Origin of the sequence: Methylorubrum populi (assembly GCF_002355515.1) — a bacterium.
GTDB lineage: Bacteria > Pseudomonadota > Alphaproteobacteria > Rhizobiales > Beijerinckiaceae > Methylobacterium > Methylobacterium populi_A.
In genome coordinates, this window is the sequence record NZ_AP014809.1 from 4,557,621 (window position 1) to 4,581,849 (window position 24,229).

25 protein-coding genes are annotated in these 24,229 nt (G+C 69.9%); 6 read left to right on the top strand and 19 right to left on the bottom strand.

The features are described from left to right. Positions 1-6: 6 nt before the first annotated feature. From radA to MPPM_RS21160, 14 genes are all read right to left on the bottom strand, one after another. Complete coding sequence (radA, locus tag MPPM_RS21095) at positions 7-1,437, bottom strand: DNA repair protein RadA (protein ID WP_096486730.1); 1,431 nt, start codon at positions 1,435-1,437, stop codon at positions 7-9. Positions 1,438-1,483: 46 nt separating this feature from the next. Next, positions 1,484-2,557 carry an alanine racemase gene (gene alr / locus MPPM_RS21100; RefSeq protein WP_244573376.1) on the bottom strand — a complete coding sequence of 358 codons (1,074 nt, stop codon included), beginning with the start codon at positions 2,555-2,557 and terminating at the stop codon, positions 1,484-1,486. A gap of 20 nt (positions 2,558-2,577) precedes the next feature. After that, complete coding sequence (locus tag MPPM_RS21105; RefSeq protein WP_162296276.1) at positions 2,578-3,390, bottom strand: DUF29 family protein; 813 nt, start codon at positions 3,388-3,390, stop codon at positions 2,578-2,580. Positions 3,391-3,426: 36 nt separating this feature from the next. Further along, the gene (locus tag MPPM_RS21110) at positions 3,427-4,914 is read right to left on the bottom strand and encodes a replicative DNA helicase (RefSeq protein WP_096486733.1); all 1,488 of its coding nucleotides are present in this window, start codon (positions 4,912-4,914) and stop codon (positions 3,427-3,429) included. Positions 4,915-5,283: 369 nt separating this feature from the next. After that, positions 5,284-5,856, bottom strand: a complete 573-nt coding sequence (rplI, locus tag MPPM_RS21115) for a 50S ribosomal protein L9 (RefSeq protein ID WP_012456121.1) — start codon at positions 5,854-5,856, stop codon at positions 5,284-5,286. 34 nt (positions 5,857-5,890) lie between these two features. Next, the gene (locus tag MPPM_RS21120) at positions 5,891-6,958 is read right to left on the bottom strand and encodes a YybS family protein (protein WP_096486734.1); all 1,068 of its coding nucleotides are present in this window, start codon (positions 6,956-6,958) and stop codon (positions 5,891-5,893) included. A 137-nt stretch (positions 6,959-7,095) separates the two neighbouring features. Then, a complete protein-coding gene (rpsR, locus tag MPPM_RS21125; RefSeq protein ID WP_004446294.1) occupies positions 7,096-7,350 on the bottom strand; it encodes a 30S ribosomal protein S18 in 255 nt (84 codons plus the stop codon). 2 nt (positions 7,351-7,352) lie between these two features. After that, entirely contained in the window at positions 7,353-7,808 is a 456-nt protein-coding gene (rpsF, locus tag MPPM_RS21130; protein ID WP_096486735.1) for a 30S ribosomal protein S6, read from the bottom strand. Between the two features lie 255 nt (positions 7,809-8,063). Beyond that, on the bottom strand, positions 8,064-8,555 hold the full coding sequence (locus tag MPPM_RS21135) for an AAC(3)-I family aminoglycoside N-acetyltransferase (RefSeq protein WP_096486736.1): 492 nt from the start codon (positions 8,553-8,555) through the stop codon (positions 8,064-8,066). 9 nt (positions 8,556-8,564) lie between these two features. After that, the gene (locus MPPM_RS21140; protein ID WP_096486737.1) at positions 8,565-8,939 is read right to left on the bottom strand and encodes a PH domain-containing protein; all 375 of its coding nucleotides are present in this window, start codon (positions 8,937-8,939) and stop codon (positions 8,565-8,567) included. 68 nt (positions 8,940-9,007) lie between these two features. After that, positions 9,008-9,328 carry a hypothetical protein gene (locus tag MPPM_RS21145; RefSeq protein WP_096487955.1) on the bottom strand — a complete coding sequence of 107 codons (321 nt, stop codon included), beginning with the start codon at positions 9,326-9,328 and terminating at the stop codon, positions 9,008-9,010. A gap of 333 nt (positions 9,329-9,661) precedes the next feature. Beyond that, a complete protein-coding gene (locus MPPM_RS21150; RefSeq protein ID WP_096486738.1) occupies positions 9,662-10,042 on the bottom strand; it encodes a DUF6481 family protein in 381 nt (126 codons plus the stop codon). Positions 10,043-10,262: 220 nt separating this feature from the next. Further along, positions 10,263-10,472: a cold-shock protein gene (locus MPPM_RS21155; RefSeq protein ID WP_096486739.1), complete on the bottom strand. Its 210-nt coding sequence runs from the start codon at positions 10,470-10,472 to the stop codon at positions 10,263-10,265. Between the two features lie 519 nt (positions 10,473-10,991). Continuing rightward, a complete protein-coding gene (locus MPPM_RS21160) occupies positions 10,992-11,249 on the bottom strand; it encodes a hypothetical protein (RefSeq protein ID WP_096487956.1) in 258 nt (85 codons plus the stop codon). Positions 11,250-11,637: 388 nt separating this feature from the next. Here MPPM_RS21160 and MPPM_RS21165 point away from each other — a divergent pair, with 388 nt between their 5' ends. Both MPPM_RS21165 and MPPM_RS21170 read left to right on the top strand, forming a co-directional pair. Further along, positions 11,638-12,162: a peptide deformylase gene (locus MPPM_RS21165; RefSeq protein ID WP_096487957.1), complete on the top strand. Its 525-nt coding sequence runs from the start codon at positions 11,638-11,640 to the stop codon at positions 12,160-12,162. Positions 12,163-12,287: 125 nt separating this feature from the next. Further along, positions 12,288-12,707, top strand: coding sequence for a hypothetical protein (locus MPPM_RS21170; RefSeq protein WP_096486740.1), 420 nt, complete (start codon positions 12,288-12,290; stop codon positions 12,705-12,707). Positions 12,708-12,751: 44 nt separating this feature from the next. On the opposite strand, the gene MPPM_RS21175 is transcribed toward MPPM_RS21170, so the two are convergent. Then, entirely contained in the window at positions 12,752-14,902 is a 2,151-nt protein-coding gene (locus MPPM_RS21175) for a TonB-dependent receptor (RefSeq protein WP_096487958.1), read from the bottom strand. A gap of 301 nt (positions 14,903-15,203) precedes the next feature. Here MPPM_RS21175 and MPPM_RS21180 point away from each other — a divergent pair, with 301 nt between their 5' ends. Beyond that, on the top strand, positions 15,204-16,049 hold the full coding sequence (locus MPPM_RS21180) for a DUF3750 domain-containing protein (protein ID WP_096486741.1): 846 nt from the start codon (positions 15,204-15,206) through the stop codon (positions 16,047-16,049). Positions 16,050-16,066: 17 nt separating this feature from the next. On the opposite strand, the gene MPPM_RS21185 is transcribed toward MPPM_RS21180, so the two are convergent. Next, positions 16,067-16,591, bottom strand: a complete 525-nt coding sequence (locus MPPM_RS21185) for a hypothetical protein (protein ID WP_096486742.1) — start codon at positions 16,589-16,591, stop codon at positions 16,067-16,069. Positions 16,592-16,862: 271 nt separating this feature from the next. Between MPPM_RS21185 and MPPM_RS21190 the strand changes: the two genes are divergently transcribed. Further along, positions 16,863-17,354, top strand: a complete 492-nt coding sequence (locus MPPM_RS21190) for a GNAT family N-acetyltransferase (RefSeq protein WP_096486743.1) — start codon at positions 16,863-16,865, stop codon at positions 17,352-17,354. Positions 17,355-17,434: 80 nt separating this feature from the next. Then, positions 17,435-18,826, top strand: coding sequence for a GntP family permease (locus MPPM_RS21195; protein ID WP_096486744.1), 1,392 nt, complete (start codon positions 17,435-17,437; stop codon positions 18,824-18,826). A 9-nt stretch (positions 18,827-18,835) separates the two neighbouring features. On the opposite strand, the gene MPPM_RS21200 is transcribed toward MPPM_RS21195, so the two are convergent. Continuing rightward, positions 18,836-19,213 (bottom strand): winged helix-turn-helix transcriptional regulator, encoded by a 378-nt coding sequence (locus MPPM_RS21200; protein ID WP_096486745.1) that lies wholly within the window; start codon positions 19,211-19,213, stop codon positions 18,836-18,838. 108 nt (positions 19,214-19,321) lie between these two features. Here MPPM_RS21200 and MPPM_RS21205 point away from each other — a divergent pair, with 108 nt between their 5' ends. Then, on the top strand, positions 19,322-20,383 hold the full coding sequence (locus MPPM_RS21205; RefSeq protein ID WP_096486746.1) for an SDR family oxidoreductase: 1,062 nt from the start codon (positions 19,322-19,324) through the stop codon (positions 20,381-20,383). Positions 20,384-20,405: 22 nt separating this feature from the next. Here the strand turns inward: MPPM_RS21205 and MPPM_RS21210 are convergent, their stop codons facing one another. Both MPPM_RS21210 and MPPM_RS21215 read right to left on the bottom strand, forming a co-directional pair. Beyond that, positions 20,406-21,974 carry an aspartate ammonia-lyase gene (locus tag MPPM_RS21210; protein ID WP_432419861.1) on the bottom strand — a complete coding sequence of 523 codons (1,569 nt, stop codon included), beginning with the start codon at positions 21,972-21,974 and terminating at the stop codon, positions 20,406-20,408. 392 nt (positions 21,975-22,366) lie between these two features. Further along, on the bottom strand, positions 22,367-23,764 hold the full coding sequence (locus tag MPPM_RS21215; protein ID WP_432419825.1) for an alginate export family protein: 1,398 nt from the start codon (positions 23,762-23,764) through the stop codon (positions 22,367-22,369). Positions 23,765-24,229 lie beyond the last annotated feature (465 nt).

The following is a 24,229-nucleotide window of genomic DNA, read 5'->3' on the forward strand; positions in this document are numbered from 1 at the left end:
GCCGCGCTACACCTCCTCCTCGTAGCGTACGGCCCGCGGGCGTCCGCCGCCGCGCCGGGGCGCCCCCGAGGCGATGCCGGCGACGAGGTCGGCGATGTGACGCAGCGCCTCCGTCGGCAGCGCCCGGTCGCCGGTCTCGCCGCGCCCCTGCGGGGTGATCGCCTTGCCGAAGCCGAGCTTGAGCGCCTCCTTCAGCCGGGCGGGCGCCTGCGAGACCGGCCGCACCGCCCCCGACAGGCCGAGTTCGCCGAAATAGACCGAATCGGAGGGAAGCGCCGCCCCCGAGAGCGAGGAGACGAGCGCGGCGGCGACCGCGAGGTCGGCGGCGGGCTCGGTGATGCGCAGGCCGCCCGCGACGTTGAGGTAGACGTCGTGGCCGCCGAGCCGAATGCCGCCATGGGCCTCCAGCACGGCGAGCACCATCGACAGGCGGTTGGGATCCCAGCCGACCACGGCCCGGCGCGGCATGCCGAGCGAGGAGGGGGCGACGAGCGCCTGGATCTCGACGAGAAGCGGCCGCGTGCCCTCCATCCCGGCGAAGACCGCGGTGCCCGGCGCGGCGTGGTCGCGGCCGGCTAGGAACAGGGCGGAGGGGTTCGGCACCTCGGCGAGCCCGGCATCGGTCATCTCGAACACGCCGATCTCGTCGGTGGGCCCGAAGCGGTTCTTGACCGCGCGCAGGATGCGGAAGTGGTGGCCCTGGTCTCCCTCGAAGGAGGCGACCGCATCGACCATGTGCTCGACCACCCGCGGCCCGGCGATCTGCCCGTCCTTGGTGACGTGGCCGACGAGGATCACCGCCGTGCCCGTGGTCTTGGCGAAGCGGATCAGCGCCTGGGCCGAGCTCCGCACCTGGGTGACGGTGCCCGGCGCCGATTCCACCGTCTCGGTCCACATGGTCTGGATCGAGTCGATGATGGTCAGCGCCGGCGGCTGGCCTTGCGACAGCGTCTCGACGATGTCCTCGACATTGGTCTGCGCCGCCAGCTCCACCGGGTGACCCGCCAGCCCGAGGCGTTCGGCGCGCAGGCGCACCTGTCCCACCGCCTCCTCGCCGGAGATGTAGGCGACCCGCTCCCCGCTTTTCGCCATGGCGGCGGAGGCCTGCATCAGCAGCGTCGACTTGCCGATGCCGGGATCGCCGCCGAGCAGGATCACCGAGCCGCGCACGAAGCCGCCGCCGGTCACCCGGTCCAGTTCGTTGATGCCCGAGGCCGTGCGCGGGGCCTCCTTGGCCTCGCCGGTCAGGCCTTCGAGGGGGAAGACGCGGCCCCGCGCCCGCGACGGCCGGGTCGCGGCCGGACCCGATTGCGGGCCGGCGCTGGGCACCTCCTCCTGGATCGTGTTCCAACCGTTGCAGGCCTCGCAGCGCCCGCGCCAGCGGTTGTAGACCGCCCCGCAGGACTGGCAGACGAAGGTCTGTTGGATCTTGGCCATTCGGGAGCAGGGCGTCGATGGAGGGGACCGGCGGGTCGGCCGTTGGTTACTCTACATAAGAGCGAACATAACGGGAACCCAGCCCGGTCAGGATCTCGTAGCCGATCGTGCCGGCGGCGCGGCCCACCGTGTCGATGTCGAGACGATCGCCGATCAGCGTGGCGGTGCCGCCGCGGCGGGCTTCGGGTGCGTCGGTGACGTCGAGGATGATGAGGTCCATCGAGATCAACCCGACGATCGGGCAGGGCACGCCGCCGACCAGCGCATGACCGCTGTTGCTGGCGGAGCGGGGGTAGCCGTCGGCGTAGCCGAGCGAGAGGGTGGCCAGCCGCCGCGGGGCAGGGGCCCGCCAGCGGGCGTTGTAGCCGCAGGTCTCGCCGGCCGCGACGTCGCGGACCTGCAGGATCGCCGCCTCCAGCCGCACCACCGGCCGCATCGGGTTCGGCCGGCCGGGCTCCGGATTGCCGCCGAACAGGGAATAGCCCGGCCGCAACAGATCGTGGCGCGCAGCGTCCGCGAGGCAGGTGCCCGAGGAATTGGCGAGCGAGGCGCGCACATGCGGAAGGGCGGCCCGGATGCGGGCGAAATCGGCGGCCTGCCGCGCATTGAGCGGATCGGCGCGGGCTTCCGCGCTGACGAGATGGCTCATCACGAGGTCGATGCCGGCCCGGGCGATCACCGGATCGCGGGCGAGCGCCAGCGCCGCCTCGACGGGGAGGCCGAGCCGGTTCATGCCGGTATCGACGTGGAGCGCGGCCGGCGCCGCGCCCTCCGTCGCGGCGGCCCATTCGAGGAGTTCGTCGCGGTCGCCGAGGACGGGGCGCAGGGCATGGGCGCGTACCGCCTCGGCGCTGCCCGGCGGAAGCCCGTTGAGCACGTAGATCGCCGCCTCCGGCAGGATTTCTCGCGCAGCGACGGCTTCGGAAAAATGCGCCACGAAGAACGTCCGGCAGCCCGCCCGCCACAGAGCCGGGGCGACGGCCGCGAGGCCGCAGCCATAGGCATCGGCCTTCACCACGGCGCCGCACTCGGCCTGCGGTGCGCAAGCGCCGAGCGCGCGCCAATTCGCGGCGATCGCCGAGAGATCGACCGTCAGGCGGGCGCCGTGGCCCGGGGCCACGAGAGTGTCTCCGGAGATGGTCAGGACTCCCCGCCCTCCGGCGGCCAGGGCACCGGCCGGGTCATGATCGCCTCGAAGGTATAGGGGCATTCGGCTGGAAACACGTCGTCGTCGAGGCCGGTCTCGCCGGCCGCCTCGATTCGCGCCCGACGATAGGCGTCGCGCATGGCGCCCGGCAGGCGGTGCTTGAGGCTCGGGAACCGTTCGAGAAGAAGCTCGGCATCGACGCGCTTGACGCGGATGGAGATCGTCCAGCTCCGCGAACGCTTTCCGGGCCGATGATCCCACTTCAGGAGATGCATCAGGATGATCCGAACGGCACTCTCCAGCCGGTTGTAGATCTCGCCGCCCAAGTCCTCGATCTCCTCGGCCAGATTGAGCGCGTCGAGGGCGTCGAACTGCCCGCGGCGAAGCGCCTGGGCCTGCTCGTAGGCCCAGGCATAGAGGTCGCGATCGAGGTGGTCGGGACTTGTGCGGGCCTGCGCGGCTTCGGCTAGCAGACGCGCGAGGGGCTCGGCGAGCGCTGGAGGCGGAGCCTTCGCGACAAGGGCCACGAGGTAGCCAAGGGCCGGTCCGCCATCGGGCGCGACGTCACTGACCCTCGGCAACACCGACACGGGCGAGACGGGCCGGCCCTCTCTGATGAATCGGCCCACGACTTCGAAGACGCCGCGATGCAATCGCTCGGTCCAATCCTCGTCGCGCAGGATCGCGGCGACCCGGCCATGGACGGCGGGCTGCGCCAGGATGAGGCCGACGAGCTGTTGCTCGGCCTCGAAGACCTCGTTCAGCGTAGGGCGCGCGGGCGACCGCGCCTTGGGTGCGAGAGCCACGTCGCCTCCCCGATCCGTCAGCACGGGCCCACCTTATCACATCTGCTCGGGCATCCGGTCGCTTTGCGCCAGGTTCGAGAACCGGGTGATGTTGGCGTCGAACTGCAGCTCCACCGTGCCGGTCGGGCCGTGGCGCTGCTTGCCGAGGATCACCTCGGCCTTGCCGTGGACGCGCTGCATCTCGGCTTCCCAGGCGAAGAACTCTTCCGTGCCCTCGCGCGGCTTCTTGTTGCCGACGTAGTACTCCTCGCGGAACACGAACATCACCACGTCGGCGTCCTGCTCGATCGAGCCCGATTCGCGCAGATCCGCGAGCTGCGGGCGCTTGTCGTCGCGGTTCTCGACCTGACGGGAGAGCTGCGACAGGCCGATGATCGGCACCGCCAGCTCCTTGGCCAGGGCCTTCATGCCGGTGGTGATCTCGGTCATCTCCTGCACGCGGTTGTCGCTGCGCTTTCCAGAGCCCGACAGGAGCTGGAGGTAGTCGACGATGAGGAGGTCGAGGCCCTTCTGGCGCTTGAGGCGGCGGGCGCGGGCGGCGAGCTGGGCGATGGAGATGCCGCCGGTCTGGTCGATGTAGAACGGGATCGTCTGCATGTCCCGCGCGGCGTCGGTGATCTTGTAGAAGTCCTCGGGGCGGATGTCGCCGCGGCGGATCTTGTAGGAGGGCACGCCGGATTGCTCGGCGATGATGCGGGTGGCCAATTGCTCGGCCGACATTTCGAGCGAGAAGAAGCCGACGATGCCGCCGTTGACGGTCTGCATGGTACCGTCGGGCTGCTTCTCGCCGCGATAGGCCTTGGCGATGTTGAAGGCGATGTTGGTCACGAGCGAGGTCTTGCCCATGGCCGGGCGCCCCGCGAGGATGATGAGGTCGGAGGGCTGCAGCCCGCCCATCTTGGCGTCGAGGTCGGTCAGCCCCGTGGAGATGCCCGACAGCTTGCCGTCGCGCTGGTAGGCCTTGGCCGCCATGTCGATGGCCGCGGTCAGCGCGTCGGAGAATTTCTGGAAACCGCCGTCGTACTTGCCGGATTCGGCGAGTTCGTAGAGCCGGCGCTCGGTCGCCTCGATCTGGTCGCGCGGCCGCGACTCGACCGGCGCCTCGAAGGCGCCGTTGACCAGATCCTCGCCGATGGTGATCAGGCGGCGGCGAATGGCCAGATCGTAGATGGTGCGGCCGTACTCGCCCGCGTTGATGACGGTGGTCGCCTCCGCCGCCAGCCGCGCGAGGTACTGCATCGGCGTGACGCCGCCGAGATCGGCGTCGCCGAGATAGGTCTTGAGCGTGATCGGCGTGGCGAGCTTGCCGGCCTTGATCAGCGAGACCGCGACTTCGAAGATCTGGCGGTGGACCGCCTCCATGAAGTGCTCGGGCAGCAGGAAGTCCGAGACGCGGTAATAGGCGTCGTTGTTGACCATGATCGCGCCGAGCAGGGCCTGCTCCGCGTCGATGTTGTGCGGCGGCACCCGGTATTCGGGCTGCACCGTCTCCAATTTGGCCGTGAGGGCGTTGGGCAGGGCCATGGCGCTTGTCCGTCGCTCCGATGCGGGCGGCTCATCCGCCCCGTTTCATGCCCGCCGGACCTTGCCTCGGGATGGTGAAGCCTTCCTTAGCCGACCCTCCTCGGGCCGGCTGCAACACGCAGGCCACGGGCCCCGAAACGCGAGACGCCCGCGGCTCCCGGGCGGCGGGAATCGCGGGCGTCATGCTGGAACGGATTGGGAACAAGTCAACGCCGAAGCCCGGCGCATCCCCGTTCTCCACCGCTTATGCGGTTGTCAGGGGTTTCGAAAGGGCAAGCCCTTTCGCGGGTCCAGGGCAGAGCCTTGGGAGAATGCCGGGGCTCGGCCCCGGCGCCCCGGCGAAGGGATGATCCCTTCGCCATCCCGGACTTAGCCGCGGTCGTCGGCGCCCTCGCCGGCATCGGCCAGGGCCTGGCCGACTTCGAGGCCGAGGTCGTCGAGGTTGAACTGCTCGCGCTCGGTCACCGACTCGCCGCGGGCCTGACGCTCGGCCTCTTCCGGCGAGCGGGCGATGTTGACGGTCACCTTGACCTCGACCTCGGGGTGCAGGGTCACCGGCACGGTGTGCAGGCCCAGCGTCTTGATCGGCTGGTTGAGCACGAACTGGCCGCGCTCGACGGTGAAGCCCTCCTTGGTGACGACCTCGGCGAGGTCGCGGGTGGAGACCGAGCCGTAGAGCACGCCGGTCTCGCCGGACTGGCGGATCAGCACGAAGCTCTGGCCGTCGAGCTTCTCGGCCACGGTCTGGGCCTCGTTGCGGCGCTCGAGGTTGCGCGCCTCGAGCTGGGCGCGCTGGGCCTCGAAGTGCTTCTTGTTGTTCTCGGTGGCGCGCAGGGCCTTGCCGCGGGCGAGCAGGAAGTTGCGGGCGTAGCCGGGGCGCACGTTCACGGTCTCGCCCATCTGGCCGAGCTTGGCGACACGTTCGAGCAGGATGACTTCCATCTGACTTCTCCTTGAGTGGGTTGGAAGATTCGTCTCAGGCGTCGCCGCGAGGTTTCGGGCGGCGCCGGTCGAGGGCGGTGTCGGCGATGCCGAACAGGATCAGGGCGAGCATGGCCACCCCTTGTGTGAGGAACAGCAGCACGTAGAGGCCGGCGAGCAGGGCGAAGCGCCCCGGCCGGCCGCGGCTGCGATCGTGGAAGGCGGCGAGCCCCTGGAGCGCGAAGGCCGCGCTGAAGGCGCCGATCAGAGCGATGCCGAGGGCGCCCGGATAGCCGGGCACCATCGCCAGCGTCAGGGCGGCGGCGAAGACCAGGAGCGCGGTCCGCGGCATCACCGTCGAGGGCAGGTCGGGCCAGGGCCGGAGCAGGCGTCCCGAGATCTGCACGATGCGGGCGGCGGCCCAGAGATAGAAGGTGAACAGGATCGTCAGACCCTGGGCGGCGATCGCGGGCGCGACGGTGGCCAGAGCATCGGCCACCTCGCTGGCGAGATCGTCGGGCTTCTCGCCGGGCTTCTCACCGGCCTGAGCGCCGCCCGGCGACTCCGGCGCGGCGGGCTCGGCCGGTTTCGCGGCGGATGTATCGGTGTCGCCGGCCGGCGCCTCGTTGGTGGGGGCGGGCTGGGCGGGGGGCGGGATCCGGCCGCGCTGCACCTGGACCTGCACCACCCGGCGGCTCATCGCGGTGAGCTGCGCGCGGAAGGTGTCGTAGTCGGGCGAGGCGATGACGGCGATGGCAATGAAGGCGAGCGCCGCGGTCCCCGCGACCCAGGCGAGCAGGCGCCCCGTCGGATACCACTCGATGGTGCCGTCTGCTTTGGGCCGGCCGAGCAGGGCGAGATAGGCGAGCCACCAAGCGGGGATGGCGAGGTAAGCCGCAAACGCGAGGCCGAGAGAGGGCGCGATGAAGAGGGCGAGCGCCAGGGCGCCCGAGACCACGGAGGCGAGCGCCGCGCGGTGGCTCCAGCCCAGGCCGACGATCAGGATCGGCAGCGGGGCGAGCAGGTAGAGCAGGATGGCGAGCGTCGTGGCCTTGAGCAGCACGCCGAAAAGAAGCGCCGCCACGAGGCCGGCACCGGCGCCGACGGAGATGTCCTTGGTCATAAGGTCCGCTGTCCCGCTGTCCCACTAGGGCAGGGTTAGGGGCTGAAGACGGCGCCCCAACGATCGGGCGGGTCCTTTGCGGGGAGCCGCCCTGGCGATGATAGGCCGGTCCGCCCGAGGGCGAACCGGCAAAAGACCTACTTGATGACGTAGGGCAGCAGGCCGAGGAAGCGGGAGCGCTTGATCGCCTGGGCGAGCTCGCGCTGCTTCTTGGCCGAAACCGCGGTGATGCGCGAGGGAACGATCTTGCCGCGCTCCGAGACGTAGCGGGAGAGCAGCTTCACGTCCTTGTAGTCGATCTTGGGAGCGTTCTCGCCCGAGAACGGGCAGCTCTTGCGACGACGGAAGAACGGACGACGGCCACCGCCGCCACCACCAGCACCGAAGGCCATGATCAGTTCTCCCCGCCGAAGTTGCGCTCGGGACGGTCGCCGCGGTCGCCGCGATCACCACGGTCGCCGCCACCGAAGTCGTCGTCGCGGCGGCGCGGACGGTCGCCACGGTCGCGATCCTTGCGGTCGTCGCGGTCGCGCTTCTGCATCATCGCGGAAGGCTCGGCCTCCAGCTGCTCGACGCGGACGGTCATGAAGCGCAGCACGTCCTCGGAGATCTGCATCTGGCGCTCCATCTCGGCCAGGGCGGCCGGGGGGGCGGAGATGTTGAGGAGCGTGAAATGCGCCTTGCGGTTCTTCTTGATGCGGTAGGCGAGGGACTTGACGCCCCAGGACTCGATCTTCTCGATCGTGCCGCCGCCCGCCTCGATGACGCCCTTGTAGGTCTCGACCATGGTCTCGACCTGCTGGGCCGTCACGTCCTGGCGCGCCAGGAAGACGTGCTCGTAGAGAGGCATTTTTGGGCCTTTCCTTGCCATAAGGAAGCCCGCCCGCGCGTCGCGGGTTGAATCGGGCCGGTTCGTCTCGCATTCTCTCGGCGCCAAGCCCTTCGAGCCGTGATGATGGCCCGAGCGGTTGATCGAAGGCGGAGACACCGGACGACGGGTTCTTCGAAAAACCCTGTGCCGAGAGAGGTCATCTCTTGCGGCACCGTCCGTTCAGCCCCCGGCCGGAGCGAACGCGAAGGCCGCGCCTTTAGAGGGATTCGCTCCCTATGGCAAGGGCAGGTCGCCGACGGGCAGGTCGAAATGCAGGACGTCCTCGCCGGTGCCGAGCCGGTCGTAGAGCGCGAGCGCCGGGCCGTCGCTGGGATCGCCCTGGACGAAGACGACCCAGGCGCCCCGGCGCGCGGCATGGGCCTGAAGCTGCCGGATCAGCGCCGTGGCGATGCCGCGGCGGCGGTGCTCCGCCGCGACGGCGAGGTCGTAGAGGTATATCTCGCGCCGCGCCCGCTCGAACTTGTCGAACTCGTAGGCGACGAGGCCGCCCAGAACGGCGCCGTCGCGCTCCGCCACCAGCACCGCGACATGCGCTTTGGCCAGCAGGTCCGCGAGGTAGGCGTCGTCCGGCGGTGCGGCGCCGCAGGTGTCGGGCTCGGCGAAGGCGCGCCCGAACAGGGCGTTGAGGGCGCGCATGGACGGGATGTCGCCGGGGCCGAGGCGCCGGACCGCGAAGCCCGGCGCGGACCCATCCGTCGAGGTCATGGCAGCGGTCTATTTCAGCGAGCCGGCGATGGCCTGCTGAATCCCTAAGATGTCGGCGCCGCGCCTGAGCGTGCGCTGGATCGGCTCGGGCCGGCTGGAGATCCAGATCTTGAGCTCCGAATCCATGTCGAAGCTGCCCGCGGTCTCGACCGAGAACGAGGTGATCGCCCGGTAGGGCACGGTCAGGTACTCGACCTTGCGGCCGGTCATGCCCTGGCGGTCCACCAGGATCAGCCGCCGGTCGGTGAAGACCATCAGGTCGCGGATCACCTTGAAGGCGACGCGCACGCTCTCGCCGGGCGCCAGCACCCCGGCAAGCTGCCGGTCCACTTCGTCCGCGGAGAGATCGCTGCCGTGCCCGAGCAGCCCGTCGAGAAAGCCCATCACGCGTCTCCTGCCTGTCACCGGCAGGATGTGGGGGTGATCCTGCTCGGGCGCGAGGGCGGCGGCGCTCAGCGGTGGCGGCGCTTGCGCGACTTCTGCCCCTTGCCCTGTCCCTTGCGCTGGGTCCGCTCCATGCAGCTCGCCCAGATGCGGCGGCCGATCTCGCGCAGGCCCAGATTGAGCGGGTCCGGGGCGGAGAAGACCTGCGCCCGCGCCTCGCTGCGGCAGAACGCATCCTCCGCACTGCGGATCGGCGGCTCGCCCTGCGCGGCGGCGGGCGACGGCCCGAGGCTGGTCCCAAGCCAGAGCAGCGCGCCGAGATACAGACCGGTCAGGGTCAGGCCGCGCCGCCGCGCCGGCGTGCCGAGATGGTTGCCCAGGATACGCAAGATCTGGCCCTCCCTGTTCACCCCAGCGCGGCGCGCATCATCGAAGCGTCCGGCACTCTAACGTCGGGGGAAGCGGACTTGCCAAGCGTTGCCGGACGGTCCCGGCCCCGAACTGCGTAATCTGCCCACAAGGAATGCCGTGGGCCGGGGCATCGGGCCGGCCGCGAAGGGCGGGGGCTGCGCCGCGCCCTGCGTCATCCGGTGCGGTGGCGCAAGGGCAAAAGAAAACGCGCCGGGCTCGAAGCGTCCGGCGCGTGGGGTCGTCTCGACAGGGCGACCGCCTGGCAAAGCGTCCCGTGCGGGCTCCCGGAAGCCGGGAGCGCCGCGGGAAGCTCAGCGGCGGATCTTCACCTTGGCCTTGCGGGCGGCGTAGCGCGCGTCGCGGGCGGCCTTCTTTTCCGCGGCGTCGGCGGCCTTGCGCTCGGCGAGCGCGGCGGCCTCGGCAGCCTCGCGGGCGAGCTGAGCGGCGAGCTCCGCTTCCTCGCGCAGGCGCTTCTCTTCCGCGGCTTTGCGCTCGGTCTCGATCCGGATGCGCTCACGCTCGCGGGCGCGCTCGTCGCGGGCGCGCGCGACCTCGGCACGCGCCTGGGCCTTGGCCCGCACTTCCGGATCGTCCAGAGCCGGACGGGCCTTGAACTTCTCGAGCAATGCCGCCTTGGCGGCCTGGGAGTTCTGACGGCGGTCTTCGAAGTTCCTGAAGTCGAATGCGCTCATATGACCTTTCTCATGCGGTGACACGACCGACCGCCGGATCAATCCTGGTTCCGGACGGTCGGGACTCGGCGCTGTGATCAGATAGACCGGCGCAGTCGATGCACGAGTGCGCCGCAACACGCAACAGATGTCGCCCCTGTTCGGGGCGGCTCCGATAACATTTTTGGGCCTGTTGCGATACGGAAGCAGATTTAGGGCCGGGATCGGAAAAGATCCAGCCTCAGGAGGCCTGCAGGTTGACCGCGGCCGGCTTGCCGCTGCGGCGGTCGTTCTCGACGTCGAAGGTCACCTTCTGGCCCTCGACGAGACCGCGCAGGCCCGCCTGCTGGACGGCGGAGATGTGGACGAACACGTCCTTGCCGCCGGCATCGGGCTGGATGAACCCGTAACCCTTGATCTCATCGAACCATTTCACAGTGCCAGTGTTCATCCGGGTTCCTCCTCCGCTCGCCGCGGCACCCCGTGTGAAATGCGTCCCGCTCTCGGCCGAAAAGGCCGTCCCGTTCGTCAGAGCGACCGAGGAAGTAAGCCGGTGCCGCGTCCCTTCCGGGGGCATCGAAGGCCTTGTCAAAGGCGGCCACCGATCGACGAGGCATAGTTATGTTCGGTGAGGCAAACCCGCAAGCGGCGCAAAGGTTTCCCTCCGGCACTGCTCGGCATTCAAGATGAAAATTCGTGGCAGAAACTTGGCCATTCGGGACGAGTACGGTCGCGGCGCGAGCATTTTGACCCGATGGATGGTTCTTAACATTGCCGTGAGGACAACATTTGTTGCGGATCGACGCGAAGGTGACTTCCGACTCGGGTGATTCGCAAAACCGAGCCCGGCTGCGCGATCGCACCTGCTCCGGCTGTCCCAGTTTCGCGTGAGCCCGTCGCTGCGCCTCCGGGGCTGCGCCGTGACCGCCCTGGTCGTGACGCACCCCCCGAGGGAAGGGGCCGGTCTCGATCAGTAATCGTAGCCGCGACGGTTGTAGCCGCCCCGGTCGAACCGATCGCGATCCCGGAATCGCTGTTCGCGGTAGTAATCGTCCCGGTCGCGCATGCGCATCTCTCGGCGGTAATCGCGCTCACGCTGGCCCCGGGACCGGAAATCGACGCCCGGGCCGTCCGGGCCGATCGTGATCGACTGCGCTGAGGCCGGTGCCGCGGCGATCATCGTCGCGGCCACGACAGTGCCGGCGAGCAGGGTCGTCATGGTTTTCATCATGCTGGCAAGCTCCCTTTGGAATTCGGGTCCAATGCATTGATGCTGTCAGGGTTCCAACATTTGTGGAGTCCGATCGATCTGTGCGGATAGACTGGGACTCGATGCGCGGAGGCCGCCGCCGCAGCGAATTTTTCCGATTTCGCGTTCGATCGGCGGTTCGGGCGACGCGAAAGCCGGCTTGTCCGAAACATCGGCTTGTCCGAACAGGCGGTTCGCGTCGCAGGACCCTCGCCGCCGCTCACGCCGGGTCGTGCGTTGGTCGATGACGGGGCTTCGGGCCGTCCGCCTTCTGGTATGGGGAGGCCCCCGCATGTCGGCCCCGGAATCGTCGCCCGGGGCGGGCATCGTCCAGCCCTTCCTGGTTCAGGCCCCGGAACCCGCGCGCATGCCCGTCCGCCCGCTGATCCTCTATCCCGATGCGCGCCTGCATCAGGCCGCCGGTCCGATCGCCGCCCCCGACGAGACGGTGCGCGCGCTCGCGGCGGACGTGCTCGACACCCTCGGCGCCGTCTCGGCGATGGGACTGACCGCCATCCATATCGGGCAGCCGGAGCGGGTGGTGGTGATCCGCCTGCAGCCGGACGAGCCGCACGCGGTCTACGTCGATCCCGTCGTCGCCTGGGCCTCGCCGGAACGGGCCTTGCATCCGGAGGGAAGCGTCTCGATGCCGGGCGTGGTCGAGCCGGTGGAGCGGCCGGCGCGCGTCCGGGTGCGCTACCGCGACCTCGACGGGGCCGAGCAGGAGGAGGAGGCCGAGGGCCTGCGCGCCGCCTGCCTGCAGCACGAGATCGACCAGCTCGATGGCATCTTCTGGATCGACCGTCTGAGCCGGCTGCGCCGCGACCGGGTCCTCAAGCGCTACGCCAAGCTGCGGGTGCAGCAGGCGCGCGCGGGATCGTCGGGATCGTGAGGCGCGGCGCGGGGGCGGCGGCGCTCGGTGCGAGGCCGTGGGCATGGTATGCCGGGCTTCAGTGCTCCGGCCCGGGGGCCGGCAACGGCCTTTCGGGATGGGGTTCTGCCGCCCGAGGCCGATCCATGTCCCGCCCGCCGCTCCGTGTCTTCCGGACCCTCGCCGCCCCGGCGGTCGTCACCCTGGCTCTGTCCGCGCCGGCCGCCTTCGCGCAGGGTGCAGCGGGCAAGGCGGGTGATCCGAAGGCGCAGGCCCGGCCCGCTTCCGTGGTCGGCTGCACCTCGCTGGCCAACCTGCGCAGCCTCCTGCGCAGCGCGGGGGAGGATCGCGCCGCCGCGCTCGCCATCGCGACCGATCCGAAATCCGATCTCGGCTGCAGCCCCGTGGACCGCGCCGCGGTCACGGGACTTGCCGACCACGTCGCCCTCAACGGCCGCGCCTACGACTGCCTCACCCTCAAGGGCACAGCGGTGTGCCACTGGACGGTGGCGGGCGCCGTCACGCCGCCCGAGCGCCCGGCGGGAAAGCCGGCCCGCGGCAAGTAGGCTGGCGCTTCGGCGCGCGATCCGGTTCGGGGAAGGGTGCGCCCTCAGAACCGCGCCGTCAGGAACAGGCGGAGGTTGCGGCCCGGCAGCAGGATCTCGTCCTTCTTGAACGAGGCCGAGTTGCGGATGTCGTCGTCGAGCAGGTTGCGGCCCTGCAGCCCGAGCGTCACCTCGGTGGCGCCGTAGACCGCGGGATCGAGGGCCTGGGTATAGGCGAGTTCGGCCCGCAGATCGTTCCAGCTCGGCGTCACCGTCTCGAACGGGGCGATCTCGGTGTGGTCGAAGGCGTGGAGCAGGTTGATCCGCGCGAACCAACCGTTCGCCCGCACGAAGGCGCCGCCGCCGAGCCGGTGCGGCGGGATGCGCGGCACGTAGGAGCCGTCGTCGAACTGGGCGCGCACGAAATCGTACTGCGCCTCGAGTCCCGCCCAGCCGTCGCCGACGGGCAGGAGATCGAGCTGCGCGCCGATCTCGGCACCGTAGAAGGTGGCGTTGGCCTGCGAGTAGACGACCTGGCGCAACTCGTCGCCGCTGCCGCAGGAGGCGAAGTCGTCGTCGCAGCGATTGCCGGTGTCGCGCTTGTAGATGAAGCCGGTGTAGCGGGTGTAGTACCCGGTGGCGTCGAGGCGCAGCGGGCCTTCCGCGCGGCGCAACGAGATCTCGACCGTGCGGGCGCGCTCCAGCCGCAGGGTCGGGTCGCCGATCTCGAAGGTCGCGGTGGCGTCGTGCGGCCCTTGCGAGAACAGCTCGTAGCCCGTCGGCGCGCGCTCGACGTAGGAGCCGTTGAGGCTGGCCACGAAGCCGTAGGGCAGATCCTGCAGCGCGCCGATGCTGGCGCTCTTCGGGGCGAAGCGGCGGGTCAGGGCGTAGCTGAACGGATCGGTGCCCTCGGGCAGGTAATCGTTGGGAAACAGCGTGGCGATGCTGTTGACCCGGTCGCCCTCGATCCGGCCCGCCGCCTGGAAGCGCAGGCCGCCCCCCACCGCCAGCTCCTCGAACAGGTAGCCGGCGAGCATCCGCGACTCGGTCGGCGGCAGGAAGCTCTCGAGCTGCGAGTTCAGCACGCGCCGGCCCGTCTGCACGCCGACCGCGCCGGTCAGCGTGCCGAGCGCGGTGAAGACCGGAACGTGCTGCGCCTCGAAGCGGGCCTCGACCTCGCGGTTCTTGAAGATCGCCTGGACGCCCTCGATCCCGTCCTCGCCGATGCCGATCTCCTCGTGGCGGTAGACCGAGCCGCCGGCCCAGAATCGCAGCACCTCGAACGGCCCGTTCAGCGGCCGGTACTCGCCGCGGGCGAGCAGCCGGTCCTGGTTCGGGGTCAGGCGGGTGCGCGCCTCTTCCGCCTCGCCGCCGGGGATCTGATAGATCGCGTCGGTGTGGCTGTAGGAGAGGCCGACGAAGCCGCGGTCGCCGATCGCCGAGATGCCGACCGAGCCGCCCTGCGATTCGGTGGCCGAGTTGCGCTGGATGCCGCCGGGAATCGCGTAGGAATCGGTGGCGGTCCTGAAGCCGTCGGCGTGGACCGCGATCCCGTCGGCGCCGGCATCGACGCTGGCCGCGCCGGTCCGGCCGTTGTCGACGGTGGTGTAGCCCGTCGTGACCTGCCCGGTGATCCCGCGGGCGGGGATGAAGGTCGGCACTTGGTTGTTCTCGGCCGAGACCACGCCGCCGATCGCGCCCGAGCCGTAGCGCAGCGTCGCGGGGCCGCGGATCACCTCGATCCGGCCGGCATTGAGCGGGTTGACCGGCACCGCGTGGTCCTCGCCGAGATCCGACACGCCGCCGTTGACGATACCGTTCTCCTGGATGCGCACCCGGGCGTTGTCGAGGCCGCGGATGATCGGGCGCGAGGCCGCCCCCGGCGCGTAGGTCGAGGCGGAGATGCCGGGCCGGTCGAACAGTGCGTCGCCGAGGGTGCGCGGCTGGTCACGGGCGATCCGCTCCTGCGACACGACGGTGACCGGCGAGAAGGTGTTCGCTACCACCGGCAGTACCTCGGCCGCCCGCGCGGGGAGGGCGGCGGGCGAGGGGGGCGGCGATTGGGCGGAGGAACCGTCGGGCGCGGCGGCGGATGGGCCCTGGATCGGGCTCACCGAGGTCACGCTGATTTCCTCCAGCGTGGTCGCCTTCTGCGCCTGCGCCGTGGCGATGGTTGCGGACGCGCCCGTCAGCACCGCTCCCGCCGCCAGCAGAATCCGTCTCGAGCGCCCGCGCCGCATTCCCACCGGTCCAGATTGGTCACGTTACAACGTTTCATCGACCGGATGTTACAATGTTGCAAGGCATATCGGGCGAGCGGCCCATCATGGAGCCGGGGTGTGACCGGCCTGCATCAGGCGATGCGCGCCGGTGCACCCCGGTGCGCTGCTGCACGGCCCGCGCGCCGCGCCCCGGCACACGGCGTCGCGGGTGCTTGTGCCGGGCGGGGCCGAACGTGACATTGGAGCTCCCGGAGGAGCCTGCCGCCTGTCGGGATCTGCCGCCTTTCGGAACCCGATGCCTGTCGACGTGCTTCTGCCTGCCCTCCGCTTCCTTCTCCTCGGCCTCGGCCTCCTCGTCCTTCTCTTCCTCGTTCCCCTCGCGACCCACGCCCTGTGGTGGAGCGCGAAAGGGGGGCGTGCGGAGACCTGGTCGACGGCGGACTGGTCGAGCGCCGGCCTTCTGCCCCCGGCCGCCGCCGTGCCGGGAGCGATGGTGCGCGTCTACGCCGCCCGGGTCGGGCGCTGGCGGGGCATCTTCGCCCATCACAGCTGGGTGGTGATCAAGGAGGCGGGCGCCCCCCGCTACACCCGCTACGACGTCGTCGGCTGGGGCACGCCCGTGCGCACCGACGCCTACGCCCCGGACGGGCGCTGGTTCGGCAACGCGCCCGAGATCGTGCTCGGGCTCGACGGCGATGCGGCGGCGCGGGCGATTCCGCAGATCCGCGCGGCGGTGGCGGATTATCCCTATCGCAGCCAGGGCTCGTACCAGGCGTGGCCGGGGCCGAACTCGAACACCTTCGCCGCCCACGTCGTCGCGCGCATCCCCGACAACGACGTGCCGCTGCCGCCGACCGCTCTGGGCAAGGACTGGACCCCGTTGGGCCGCTACGCCGAGATCACCCCGAGCGGCACCGGCCTGCGCCTATCCTGGCGCGGCTATGTCGGCCTCACGCTCGGCTGGGTCGACGGGCTGGAACTCAACCTGCTCGGCGCGGTGGCGGGCCTCGACTGGCGCCGCCCGGCCCTGAAGCTGCCGGGCTGGGGCCGGATCGCCCTGATCCCCGGCGGCGACGTCGACAAGGCGCGCCCGACAACGGGGCCGGAGCGCCGCCCGGCCTCCGGTCCCGTTTCGGGCTGAGGTCCCTCCGGGGGGCTTCAACGCTTCGAGGATTTCTGGCCCGGCAGCGTCACCTCGCCCTGCCACTGGCCGGCGAAGTCCGTCTTCGAGGAATAGGCGAGGGAGAAGGTGCCGTTGCCCTTCGTACCCGCGAACTCGCCGGTGGCCGGGCCGTCCCGATAGGTGCCCGATGCCGTGACGCGGCCCTGCGCATCGGTCGTGACGGTGCCCTTGTAGCGGCTCGACGTCGAGCCGCCGGGGGTCGTGAAGGTGATGGTGCCTTCCACCGGACCCTGGCCGTTCTTGAGCGTGACGGTCTCCACCCACTGGACCTGGGCGCCGTCGAGCGGCGTGCCGGGGCCGGTATTGATCCCGGAGGCGGTCTGCCGGAGTTTGACCTCGTTCGGACCCAGCACCTGCGGGGTCTGGCTGTCGACGCGGCCGGTGAAGCTGCCGCCCATCGGCATCGCGACGGCAACCGCCGGAAGGAGCGGGGCCAGCGACAAGGCGGCGGCAAGGACGGCGGCAGGGGGGACGGCAAGGATCGTCGATCTGCGATACATCGCGGTTGCTCCCTCGGACAGGTCGTCGGGCGGCCGCGGCACGGCCGCGTCGAAGTCTCGATCGGGAAAAAACCTGCCGTCAACGCTGGGGGCGGGCGGGGAAACGAAGCCAATCTTCCTGATTTTTCCGCATCTTGAGGGAGGTTTCATCTCCGCGCGGGGGGCGCGTTGTCCGAATGGGACAGGGCTCTACGCCGAAAGATCCGGCCGCCCTCGATCCGTGCTACCAGCGCCGGGACCGTCCCCGGCCGCCGGCACCCTCCCGAACGCGATGTCCGACCTCCTGATCCGCCCGGCGCAGAGCCGCGACCACGACGCGATCTGGTCGATCCTGGAGCCGATCCTGCGGGCGGGCGAGACCTACGCCCTGCCGCGGGACTGGGACCGGGCGCGGGCGCTCGCCTACTGGTTCTCCCCGGCCCACCACGTCTTCGTCGCGCAGGACGCCGGAGCGGTGCTGGGCAGCTACTACATCCGCGCCAATCAGCTCGGCCCCGGCGACCACGTCGCCAACGGCACCTACGCCACGCATCCCGCCGCGCGGGGCCGGGGCATCGCCCGCGCCATGGGCCTGCATTCCTTCGAGACCGCGCGGGCGCTGGGCTTCTCCGCGATGCAGTTCAACCTCGTCGTCGCCACCAATGCCCACGCCGTCGCCCTGTGGACGAGCCTCGGCCTGCGGGAGGTCGGCCGCCTGCCCGGCGTGTTCCGCCATCCCGTGCAGGGACCGGTCGACGCGCTGGTGATGCACCGGAGCCTGTAACCCCGCCTCCATTGAACACGGCCGCGCTTGGGACAGATTGATCACCGCGCACCGTGAGTGGTGCGGCGGAGGGCGCGTCCTTGAGCTTCCTGATCTGCCTCGCGGCGCTCTTCTTCCTGATGGCGATCGCCTATCGCGGCTTCTCGGTCATCCTGTTCGCTCCCGTCGCCGCGATGGGCGCGGTGCTGCTCACCGACCCGGCGGCCGTGCCGACCCTCTTCTCCGGCCTGTTCATGGAGAAGCTCGTCGGCTTCCTGAAGCTGTACTTTCCCGTCTTCCTGCTCGGCGCGGTGTTCGGCAAGCTCATCGAGATCTCGGGCTTTGCCCGCTCCATCGTCGGCGCCGTCACCGGGCTCCTGGGTGAGGGCAGGGCGATCGTCGCCATCGTGCTGGTGGGGGCGATCCTCACCTATGGCGGCGTCTCGCTGTTCGTCGCGGTCTTCGCGGTCTACCCCTTCGCCGCCGAGCTGTTTCGCCGCTCGAACATCCCGAAGCGCTTGATCCCGGGAACGATCGCGCTCGGCGCCTTCACCTTCACCATGGACACCCTGCCGGGCACGCCGCAGATCCAGAACATCATCCCGGCCTCCTTCTTCAAGACCGACGCCTACGCCGCCCCCTGGCTCGGGATCATCGGCGCGCTCTTCGTGTTCTGCGTCGGCGTCGCCTATCTCGAATGGCGCCGCCGCCGGGCCGGGGACGAGGGGTACGGCGAGGGCCACAGCAACGAGCCGCAGGCGGTCGAGGATCGGGTCGTCATCCATCCCCTGGTCGCGATCCTGCCGCTCCTCATCGTCGGGATCGGCAACAAGCTGTTGCTCGCCTGGATCACGGCGGCCTACGGCGAGCAGGCGAGCGCCGCGCTGACCCCGGAAATGGCCGCCCACCCGGTCACGGTCCAGGTCAAGACCGTGGCGGCGATCTGGGCGGTGCAGGGCGCGCTCCTGCTCGGCATCCTCGCCACCGTGATCCTCGGCTTCCGCAACCTCGCGGAGCGTTTTTCCGAGGGGTCGAAGGCGGCGGTGGCGGGCTCGCTCCTGGCCGGCATGAACACCGCCACCGAGTACGGCTTCGGCGCGGTCATCGCCGCGCTTCCGGGCTTCAAGGTGATCTCGGACGCGCTCTCGGCGATCCCCAACCCGCTGATCAACGAGGCGGTGACGGTCAACGTGCTCGCCGGCGTCACCGGCTCGGCCTCGGGCGGGCTCTCGATCGCGCTGGGTGCGCTGTCCGGCCGCTTCGTCGAGGCGGCGCAGGCGGCCGGCATCCCGCTCGAGGTGATGCACCGCGTCGCCTCCATGGCGAGCGGCGGCATGGACACCCTGCCCCATAACGGCGCGGTGATCACCCTGCTCGCCGTCACCGGGCTCACCCATCGACAGTCCTACGGCGACATCTTTGCCATCACGATCATCAAGACCGTGGCCGTGTTCTTCGTCATCGGCGTCTACTATCTCACCGGCTTGGTCTGAGCCCTCCGCTCATCGCCGGGTGTTCGAGCGAGGGCCGAGGCTGTCGAGGGCGTCGGCATTGGCCCGGCTCCAGGCGTAGAGCAGTTCCACCGGCTCCACGAAGCGGCACCCGAGCGGGGTGATCCGGTACTCCACGGCGGGCGGCACCGTGCCCTCGACATGGCGGGTGACGAGGCCGCTGCCCTCCATTTCCCGCAGCGTCTGGGTCAGCATCTTCTTCGAGATGCCGGGCAGGCTGCGGTGGAGCACGCCGGTGCGGGCGCGTCCCCCGTGGAGGCTGTGGAGCGTGTGCAGGACCATGCTGGTCCATTTGGTCGAGAACAGCGCCAGGATCCGCCGCGGCGCGCAATCCTCCCGCCCCTCGTGGTCCGGGCTTCCCGGCTCCATGGTGGTAACCTTTCGGTGCCTATGACCCCAAAGGGTGCCGTCTAGCGCCGTCCGGACAGGACGCCTAGCTCCGTGGCGACGGGTCTGCGGAAGAGAGCGGAGACAGACATGACCGGAACGGCACTGATCGCGGGCGTCGGCGGCATCGTCGGCAACAATCTCGCCCGACACCTCGTCGGGCGGGGCTGGACGGTCGAGGGGCTTGCCCGCCGCCCGCCGGACATCGCCGGCGTCACGCCGGTGGCCGCGGATCTGCTCGACCCCGACGCCCTGGCCCGGGCGCTCGACGGCCATGCGCCCAGCCACGTCTTCCTCGCCACTTGGCTGCGCCAAGCCACGGAGGCCGAGAACATCCGCGTGAACGCGGCGATGGTCGCAAATCTGCTCGAGGCCCTGCGCCCGGCCGGCAGCGTGCGCCACGTGGCGCTGGTGACGGGCCTCAAGCACTATCTCGGGCCGTTCGAGGCCTACGGCAAAGGCAGCCTGCCGCCGACGCCGTTTCGCGAAGACCTGCCGCGCCTTCCGGTCGAGAATTTCTACTACGCGCAGGAGGATGCGGTGTTCGAGGCCGCCGCGCGCCAGAATTTCACCTGGAGCGTGCACCGCCCGCACACGATCGTCGGCTACGCGCTCGGCAACGCCATGAACATGGGCGTGACGCTGGCCGTCTACGCCACGCTCTGCCGCGAGACCGGGCGCCCCTTCCGCTTCCCCGGCTCGGCGGCGCAGTGGAACGGGCTCACCGACGTCACCGATGCGCGGCTCCTGGCCCGTCACCTCGAATGGGCGGCGCTGACGCCGGCCGCGCACAATGAGGCCTTCAACGTCGTCAACGGCGACGTCTTCCGCTGGAAATGGATGTGGGGACAACTCGCCCGATGGTTCGGGGTCGAACCCGCGCCCTTCGACGGGGAGATCAATCCGCTCGAACACCAATTGGCGGGCGCCGCCCCGCTCTGGGCGGAGATCGCGGCGCGCCACGGCCTGATCGAGCCCGACCTCAACCGCCTGGCCTCGGCCTGGCACACCGATGCCGATCTCGGCCGCCCGATCGAGGTCGTCACCGACATGAGCAAGAGCCGGCGCCTGGGATTCCTCGACTACCAGCCCTCGGACGACGCCTTCTTCGACCTGTTCGAACGGCTGCGGGCGGACAGGGTCATCCCGTGACCGCCATCGGCCGTCACGGGTCTCAGCCCACCGTCCCGGCCTTCTGCCGCCGGGTCGGATGGGTCATGGCCTCGAGCTCCAGAAGCCCATTGAGCTGGGCCTCGGTGAGCAGGCCCTCCTCCAGCACCAGATCCGCCACCGTGCGGTTCTCTCGGAGCGCGCGGCGGGCGATGCGGGAGCTCGCCTCGTAGCCGAGCGTCGGCGCCAGCGCCGTGACGAGGCCGATTGAGCCCTGGACGAGGCTGCGGCAGCGCTCGCGGTCGGCCTCGATGCCCTCGACGCAGCGCTTGGTCAGGGTGTCGATGGCCGCGCTCAGCATCCGCAGCGAGCTCAGCACGCAGTAGCCGATGGTCGGTTCGAAGGCGTTGAGCTGGAGCTGGCCGCCCTCGGCGCAGAGGGTCACGGTCAGGTCGTGGCCGATCACCATGTAGGCGACCTGATTGACCACCTCCGGGATGACCGGGTTGACCTTGCCCGGCATGATCGAGGAGCCGGCCTGCACCGCGGGCAGGCGGATCTCGCCGAAGCCCGCGCGGGGGCCGGACGAGAGCAGGCGCAGGTCGTTGCAGATCTTCGAGAGCTTGACCGCGACGCGCTTCAGGGTGCCGGAGAACAGCACGAAGGCGCCGAGATCCGAGGTCGCCTCGATCAGGTTGGAGGCCAGCACCATCGGCTGGCCGGAGAGCCGCGACAGCTCCTCCACCGCCAGCGCGGCGTAGCGCGGGTCGGCGTTGATGCCGGTGCCGATCGCGGTCGCGCCGAGATTCACCTCGCGGAACAGGCCGACGATCTCGTTCAGCCGCGCCACATCCTCCTTGATCGTGGCGTGGAAGCCGTCGAACTCCTGGCCCAAGGTCATCGGTACCGCGTCCTGGAGCTGGGTGCGGCCCATCTTCAGCACGTCGGCGAATTCCACCGCCTTGCTCTTGAAGGCGTAGGCGAGGTCGTCGAGCGCCTTCACCAGCGGTTGCGTGGCGAAGATCACCGCGAGCCGCAGGGCCGTCGGGTAGGCGTCGTTGGTGGATTGCGCCATGTTGACGTCGTCGTTGGGGTGCAAAGCGGCGTAGTCGCCCGGCGCCCGTCCCATCAGCCTCAGGCCGACATTGGCGATGACCTCGTTGACGTTCATGTTGGTCGAGGTGCCGGCCCCGCCCTGGATCGCGTCGACCACGAAGGATTCGGCGTAGACCGGGTCGGTCGCGACGAGGGTGCAGGCCTCGTCGATGATCGCGGCCTTCCCCGCCGGCAGGTAGCCGAGCCGGTGGTTGGCCCGCGCGGCCGCCTGCTTCACCAGGGCGAGCGCCCGCACGAGATCCGGATAATGGCCGACCGGCACGCCGGTGATCGGGAAGTTCGCCACCGCGCGCTTGGTGTGGATGCCCCACAGCGCGTCCGCCGGCACCTCGGCATCGCCGAGCAGATCGTGCTCGGAGCGGGTCTTGGCGCCCTCCATCGCCACCTTGCGCACGGTGGCGACGGCGAGATCCTCCTCATGGGGCGGCGTTTCCGCGGCGCGGCGCGCTGCCGCGCCGGGCGGACCCGGGCGGGCGGCCCGCTCGGCCGCCGCGATGGCCCCGGCCTTGGCTACCACCTCGCTCGCCGATTTGCCCGCGGCCTTGCGTGCAGACTTAGCCGCCGCCTTGGCCGCCACCTTGGCCGCCGCCTTGGCCTCGGATTTCGCCTTGGATTTGGCCTTGGCCGCCTTCCTTCCCGTGCCGTCCGGGACCCCGGTCTTCCCGGCTGCATCCCCGGCGGAGCGCTCGGCCTTGGTGTCGGATGCCGTCTTCGCCACGGAACGCCTCCCCGATCGGCCCCGATGATGCCCGATGCCGCGGATGATCCGGCCGCATCGTCGATTCCGGTGACCGTCGGGTCGGTGTTCAGAGCCTCGCGTGCCGGACTGTCAACCACTCGCCGTCTGGTTGACGTGTCAGGATCGCCCCGCCGTCAGCCTCCGCACGGACGATCCGCGCCGCGGGAGGATCAGAAGAACAGCGTCGTGTTGAGGTAGCCGTAGAAGGTGTCGCCCGTATCCGGCGCGTTGGGGGCGTTGCGCAGGAAGTCGCCCTTGGCGAGATAAGCGAGACCGGTGTCGAGGATCATCTCGTTGGGGATGATCCAGTAGCGCAGGCGGCCCTCGATCTGATGGCCGGCGAAGGTGCCGGAGCGGCCGGTGCGGTCGCGGATCAGGGTCGCGGCGAAGGTGTCGGTGGCGCTCTCCAGCCAGAGCGGGCGATAGGCGATGAAGGCGTCCCACACCTTGCTCGGGGTGATCTCGGCGCGGATCGAGGGCGAGATCAGGTTGGCGCGCTGCACCGGGCCGTAGAGGCCGGTCGGGCCGTACTCGAAGCGCCGGGCGCCGAACAGCGTGTCGAAGCGGGTGAACTTGCCGTCGTTGTTCCGGTCGCCGCTGGCCTGGTCGTAGTGCAGCGACAGCCTCGGCTTCCACGCGTGGTCGAGGGTGTAGCCGACCTCCGCATGGACGAAATAGGCCGAGACGGTGAGATCGCGCTGGTCGGTGGCCGCGGCGGTTTCGCGGGCCAGCCCGGTCTGGTAGATCCCCTCGAAATCGTAGTCGAATTCGCCGACCCGCGGCGAGCGGGCGAGCCGCAGGCCGGGGGTGAACAGGCGCCGGTCGCGGGTCTGGACCGAGCGCAGGCCGGTGCCCGAATCCTGCTCGTAGAGGCCGTAGCCGTAGAGTTCGAACGTGCCGCCGAAGATGTTGGCGAAGGTGTAGGAGGCGCCGAAGAGCTGCAGGTTCAGGCTCTCGCGGTCGAACTCGATGCCGTTGTCGAGAATGCCGTTGACGTCGTCGGGCAGGCGCGTGTGCGGCATCACCCACAGCGCCGTGAACTTGTCCTTGTCCAGGCCCTGCCAGTCGAAGGTCACGCCGGTATAGGCGTTGATGGTGTTGCGGAACTGCTGGCGCGAGACGAGGCGGCGCGAGCCGATATTCTTGGTGAAGCGGCCGACCGTGAGGCTGCTCTTCGAGCCCTCGCCACCGAGATCGCCGGTGTCGAAGTTGAGATAGGCCTGGCCCGGTTCGAGGGCGTTGATCTCCGTGGTGAAGGCGGAGGAGTTGCGCTGCTGGAAGTAGCCGCGGCTGTCGAAGAGCTCGACCCCGAAGCGCACAGGGCCCTTCACGCCGTACTCCACGTAGAGGGTGGTGAGATACGAGTTCAGGATGTCGTTGGCGGGAAACGTCGGCACCGGGCGGAACTGGTTGGCGATCCCCTCCACCCGGGGGCGGAACGAGCCGCTGATGCGCCAGTTCTCCGGCTCGCCGAGTGCTCTGTAGAGGAAGTTCGGCGGCTGGGCCGGCTGGGCCGCGAAGTAGGGCCCGCTCTGTGCCTTGGGGGCCTTGACCGTCGCGGCCGGCACCCGGGCCGTTTCCGCCCCCCCCGGAGCGAGGGCCGGGGTGGGGACTGGGGTGAGGGCGGCGGGCGCGTTTTGGGCACGGGCCAGGCCGGTGGGAATGGCGAGGAAGACTCCGGAAAGCAGAGACGCGTACAGAACCGATCGTTTCACGGAGGGGCCCCTCGTTTTTGCAGAAAATCTTTCCCGTGGAGGCTAAAAATCACCCAGCCTGGTATACCAGCGCAAGAAGGGCTGCGGCTATTCGTGCGCTTTCTTGACGGATGGCGAAGCCGAGCTGTCGGTCCAGGGTGGTTTTCCACACCGACGGATACGAAGAAAATGCAGACCGTTCAATAATTTGACGGAAGTCCGGTAGGCGTGTTTCCCGCAGCGGCCTTGTCCCTCCGCCGCAACGCGGGCGCAAATTATCAAGTATTGGCGCCTCAAGCGGGATTAAATGCGACTCGCGCGGCGCCCGATCACGGGACG

Coding starts and splice junctions, on each gene's coding strand:
- MPPM_RS21170 (WP_096486740.1), top strand. CDS start 12,288: ATGTCCCGCCCGCCGCTCCGTGTCTTCCGGACCCTCGCCGCCCCGGCG.
- MPPM_RS21190 (WP_096486743.1), top strand. CDS start 16,863: ATGTCCGACCTCCTGATCCGCCCGGCGCAGAGCCGCGACCACGACGCG.
- MPPM_RS21150 (WP_096486738.1), bottom strand. CDS start 10,042: ATGAGCGCATTCGACTTCAGGAACTTCGAAGACCGCCGTCAGAACTCC.
- MPPM_RS21140 (WP_096486737.1), bottom strand. CDS start 8,939: ATGGGCTTTCTCGACGGGCTGCTCGGGCACGGCAGCGATCTCTCCGCG.
- rpsR (WP_004446294.1), bottom strand. CDS start 7,350: ATGGCCTTCGGTGCTGGTGGTGGCGGCGGTGGCCGTCGTCCGTTCTTC.
- MPPM_RS21160 (WP_096487956.1), bottom strand. CDS start 11,249: ATGAAAACCATGACGACCCTGCTCGCCGGCACTGTCGTGGCCGCGACG.
- radA (WP_096486730.1), bottom strand. CDS start 1,437: ATGGCCAAGATCCAACAGACCTTCGTCTGCCAGTCCTGCGGGGCGGTC.
- MPPM_RS21110 (WP_096486733.1), bottom strand. CDS start 4,914: ATGGCCCTGCCCAACGCCCTCACGGCCAAATTGGAGACGGTGCAGCCC.
- rplI (WP_012456121.1), bottom strand. CDS start 5,856: ATGGAAGTCATCCTGCTCGAACGTGTCGCCAAGCTCGGCCAGATGGGC.
- MPPM_RS21120 (WP_096486734.1), bottom strand. CDS start 6,958: ATGACCAAGGACATCTCCGTCGGCGCCGGTGCCGGCCTCGTGGCGGCG.
- MPPM_RS21200 (WP_096486745.1), bottom strand. CDS start 19,213: ATGGAGCCGGGAAGCCCGGACCACGAGGGGCGGGAGGATTGCGCGCCG.
- MPPM_RS21180 (WP_096486741.1), top strand. CDS start 15,204: ATGCCTGTCGACGTGCTTCTGCCTGCCCTCCGCTTCCTTCTCCTCGGC.
- MPPM_RS21135 (WP_096486736.1), bottom strand. CDS start 8,555: ATGACCTCGACGGATGGGTCCGCGCCGGGCTTCGCGGTCCGGCGCCTC.
- MPPM_RS21155 (WP_096486739.1), bottom strand. CDS start 10,472: ATGAACACTGGCACTGTGAAATGGTTCGATGAGATCAAGGGTTACGGG.
- rpsF (WP_096486735.1), bottom strand. CDS start 7,808: ATGCCTCTCTACGAGCACGTCTTCCTGGCGCGCCAGGACGTGACGGCC.
- MPPM_RS21205 (WP_096486746.1), top strand. CDS start 19,322: ATGACCGGAACGGCACTGATCGCGGGCGTCGGCGGCATCGTCGGCAAC.
- MPPM_RS21185 (WP_096486742.1), bottom strand. CDS start 16,591: ATGTATCGCAGATCGACGATCCTTGCCGTCCCCCCTGCCGCCGTCCTT.
- MPPM_RS21165 (WP_096487957.1), top strand. CDS start 11,638: ATGCCCGTCCGCCCGCTGATCCTCTATCCCGATGCGCGCCTGCATCAG.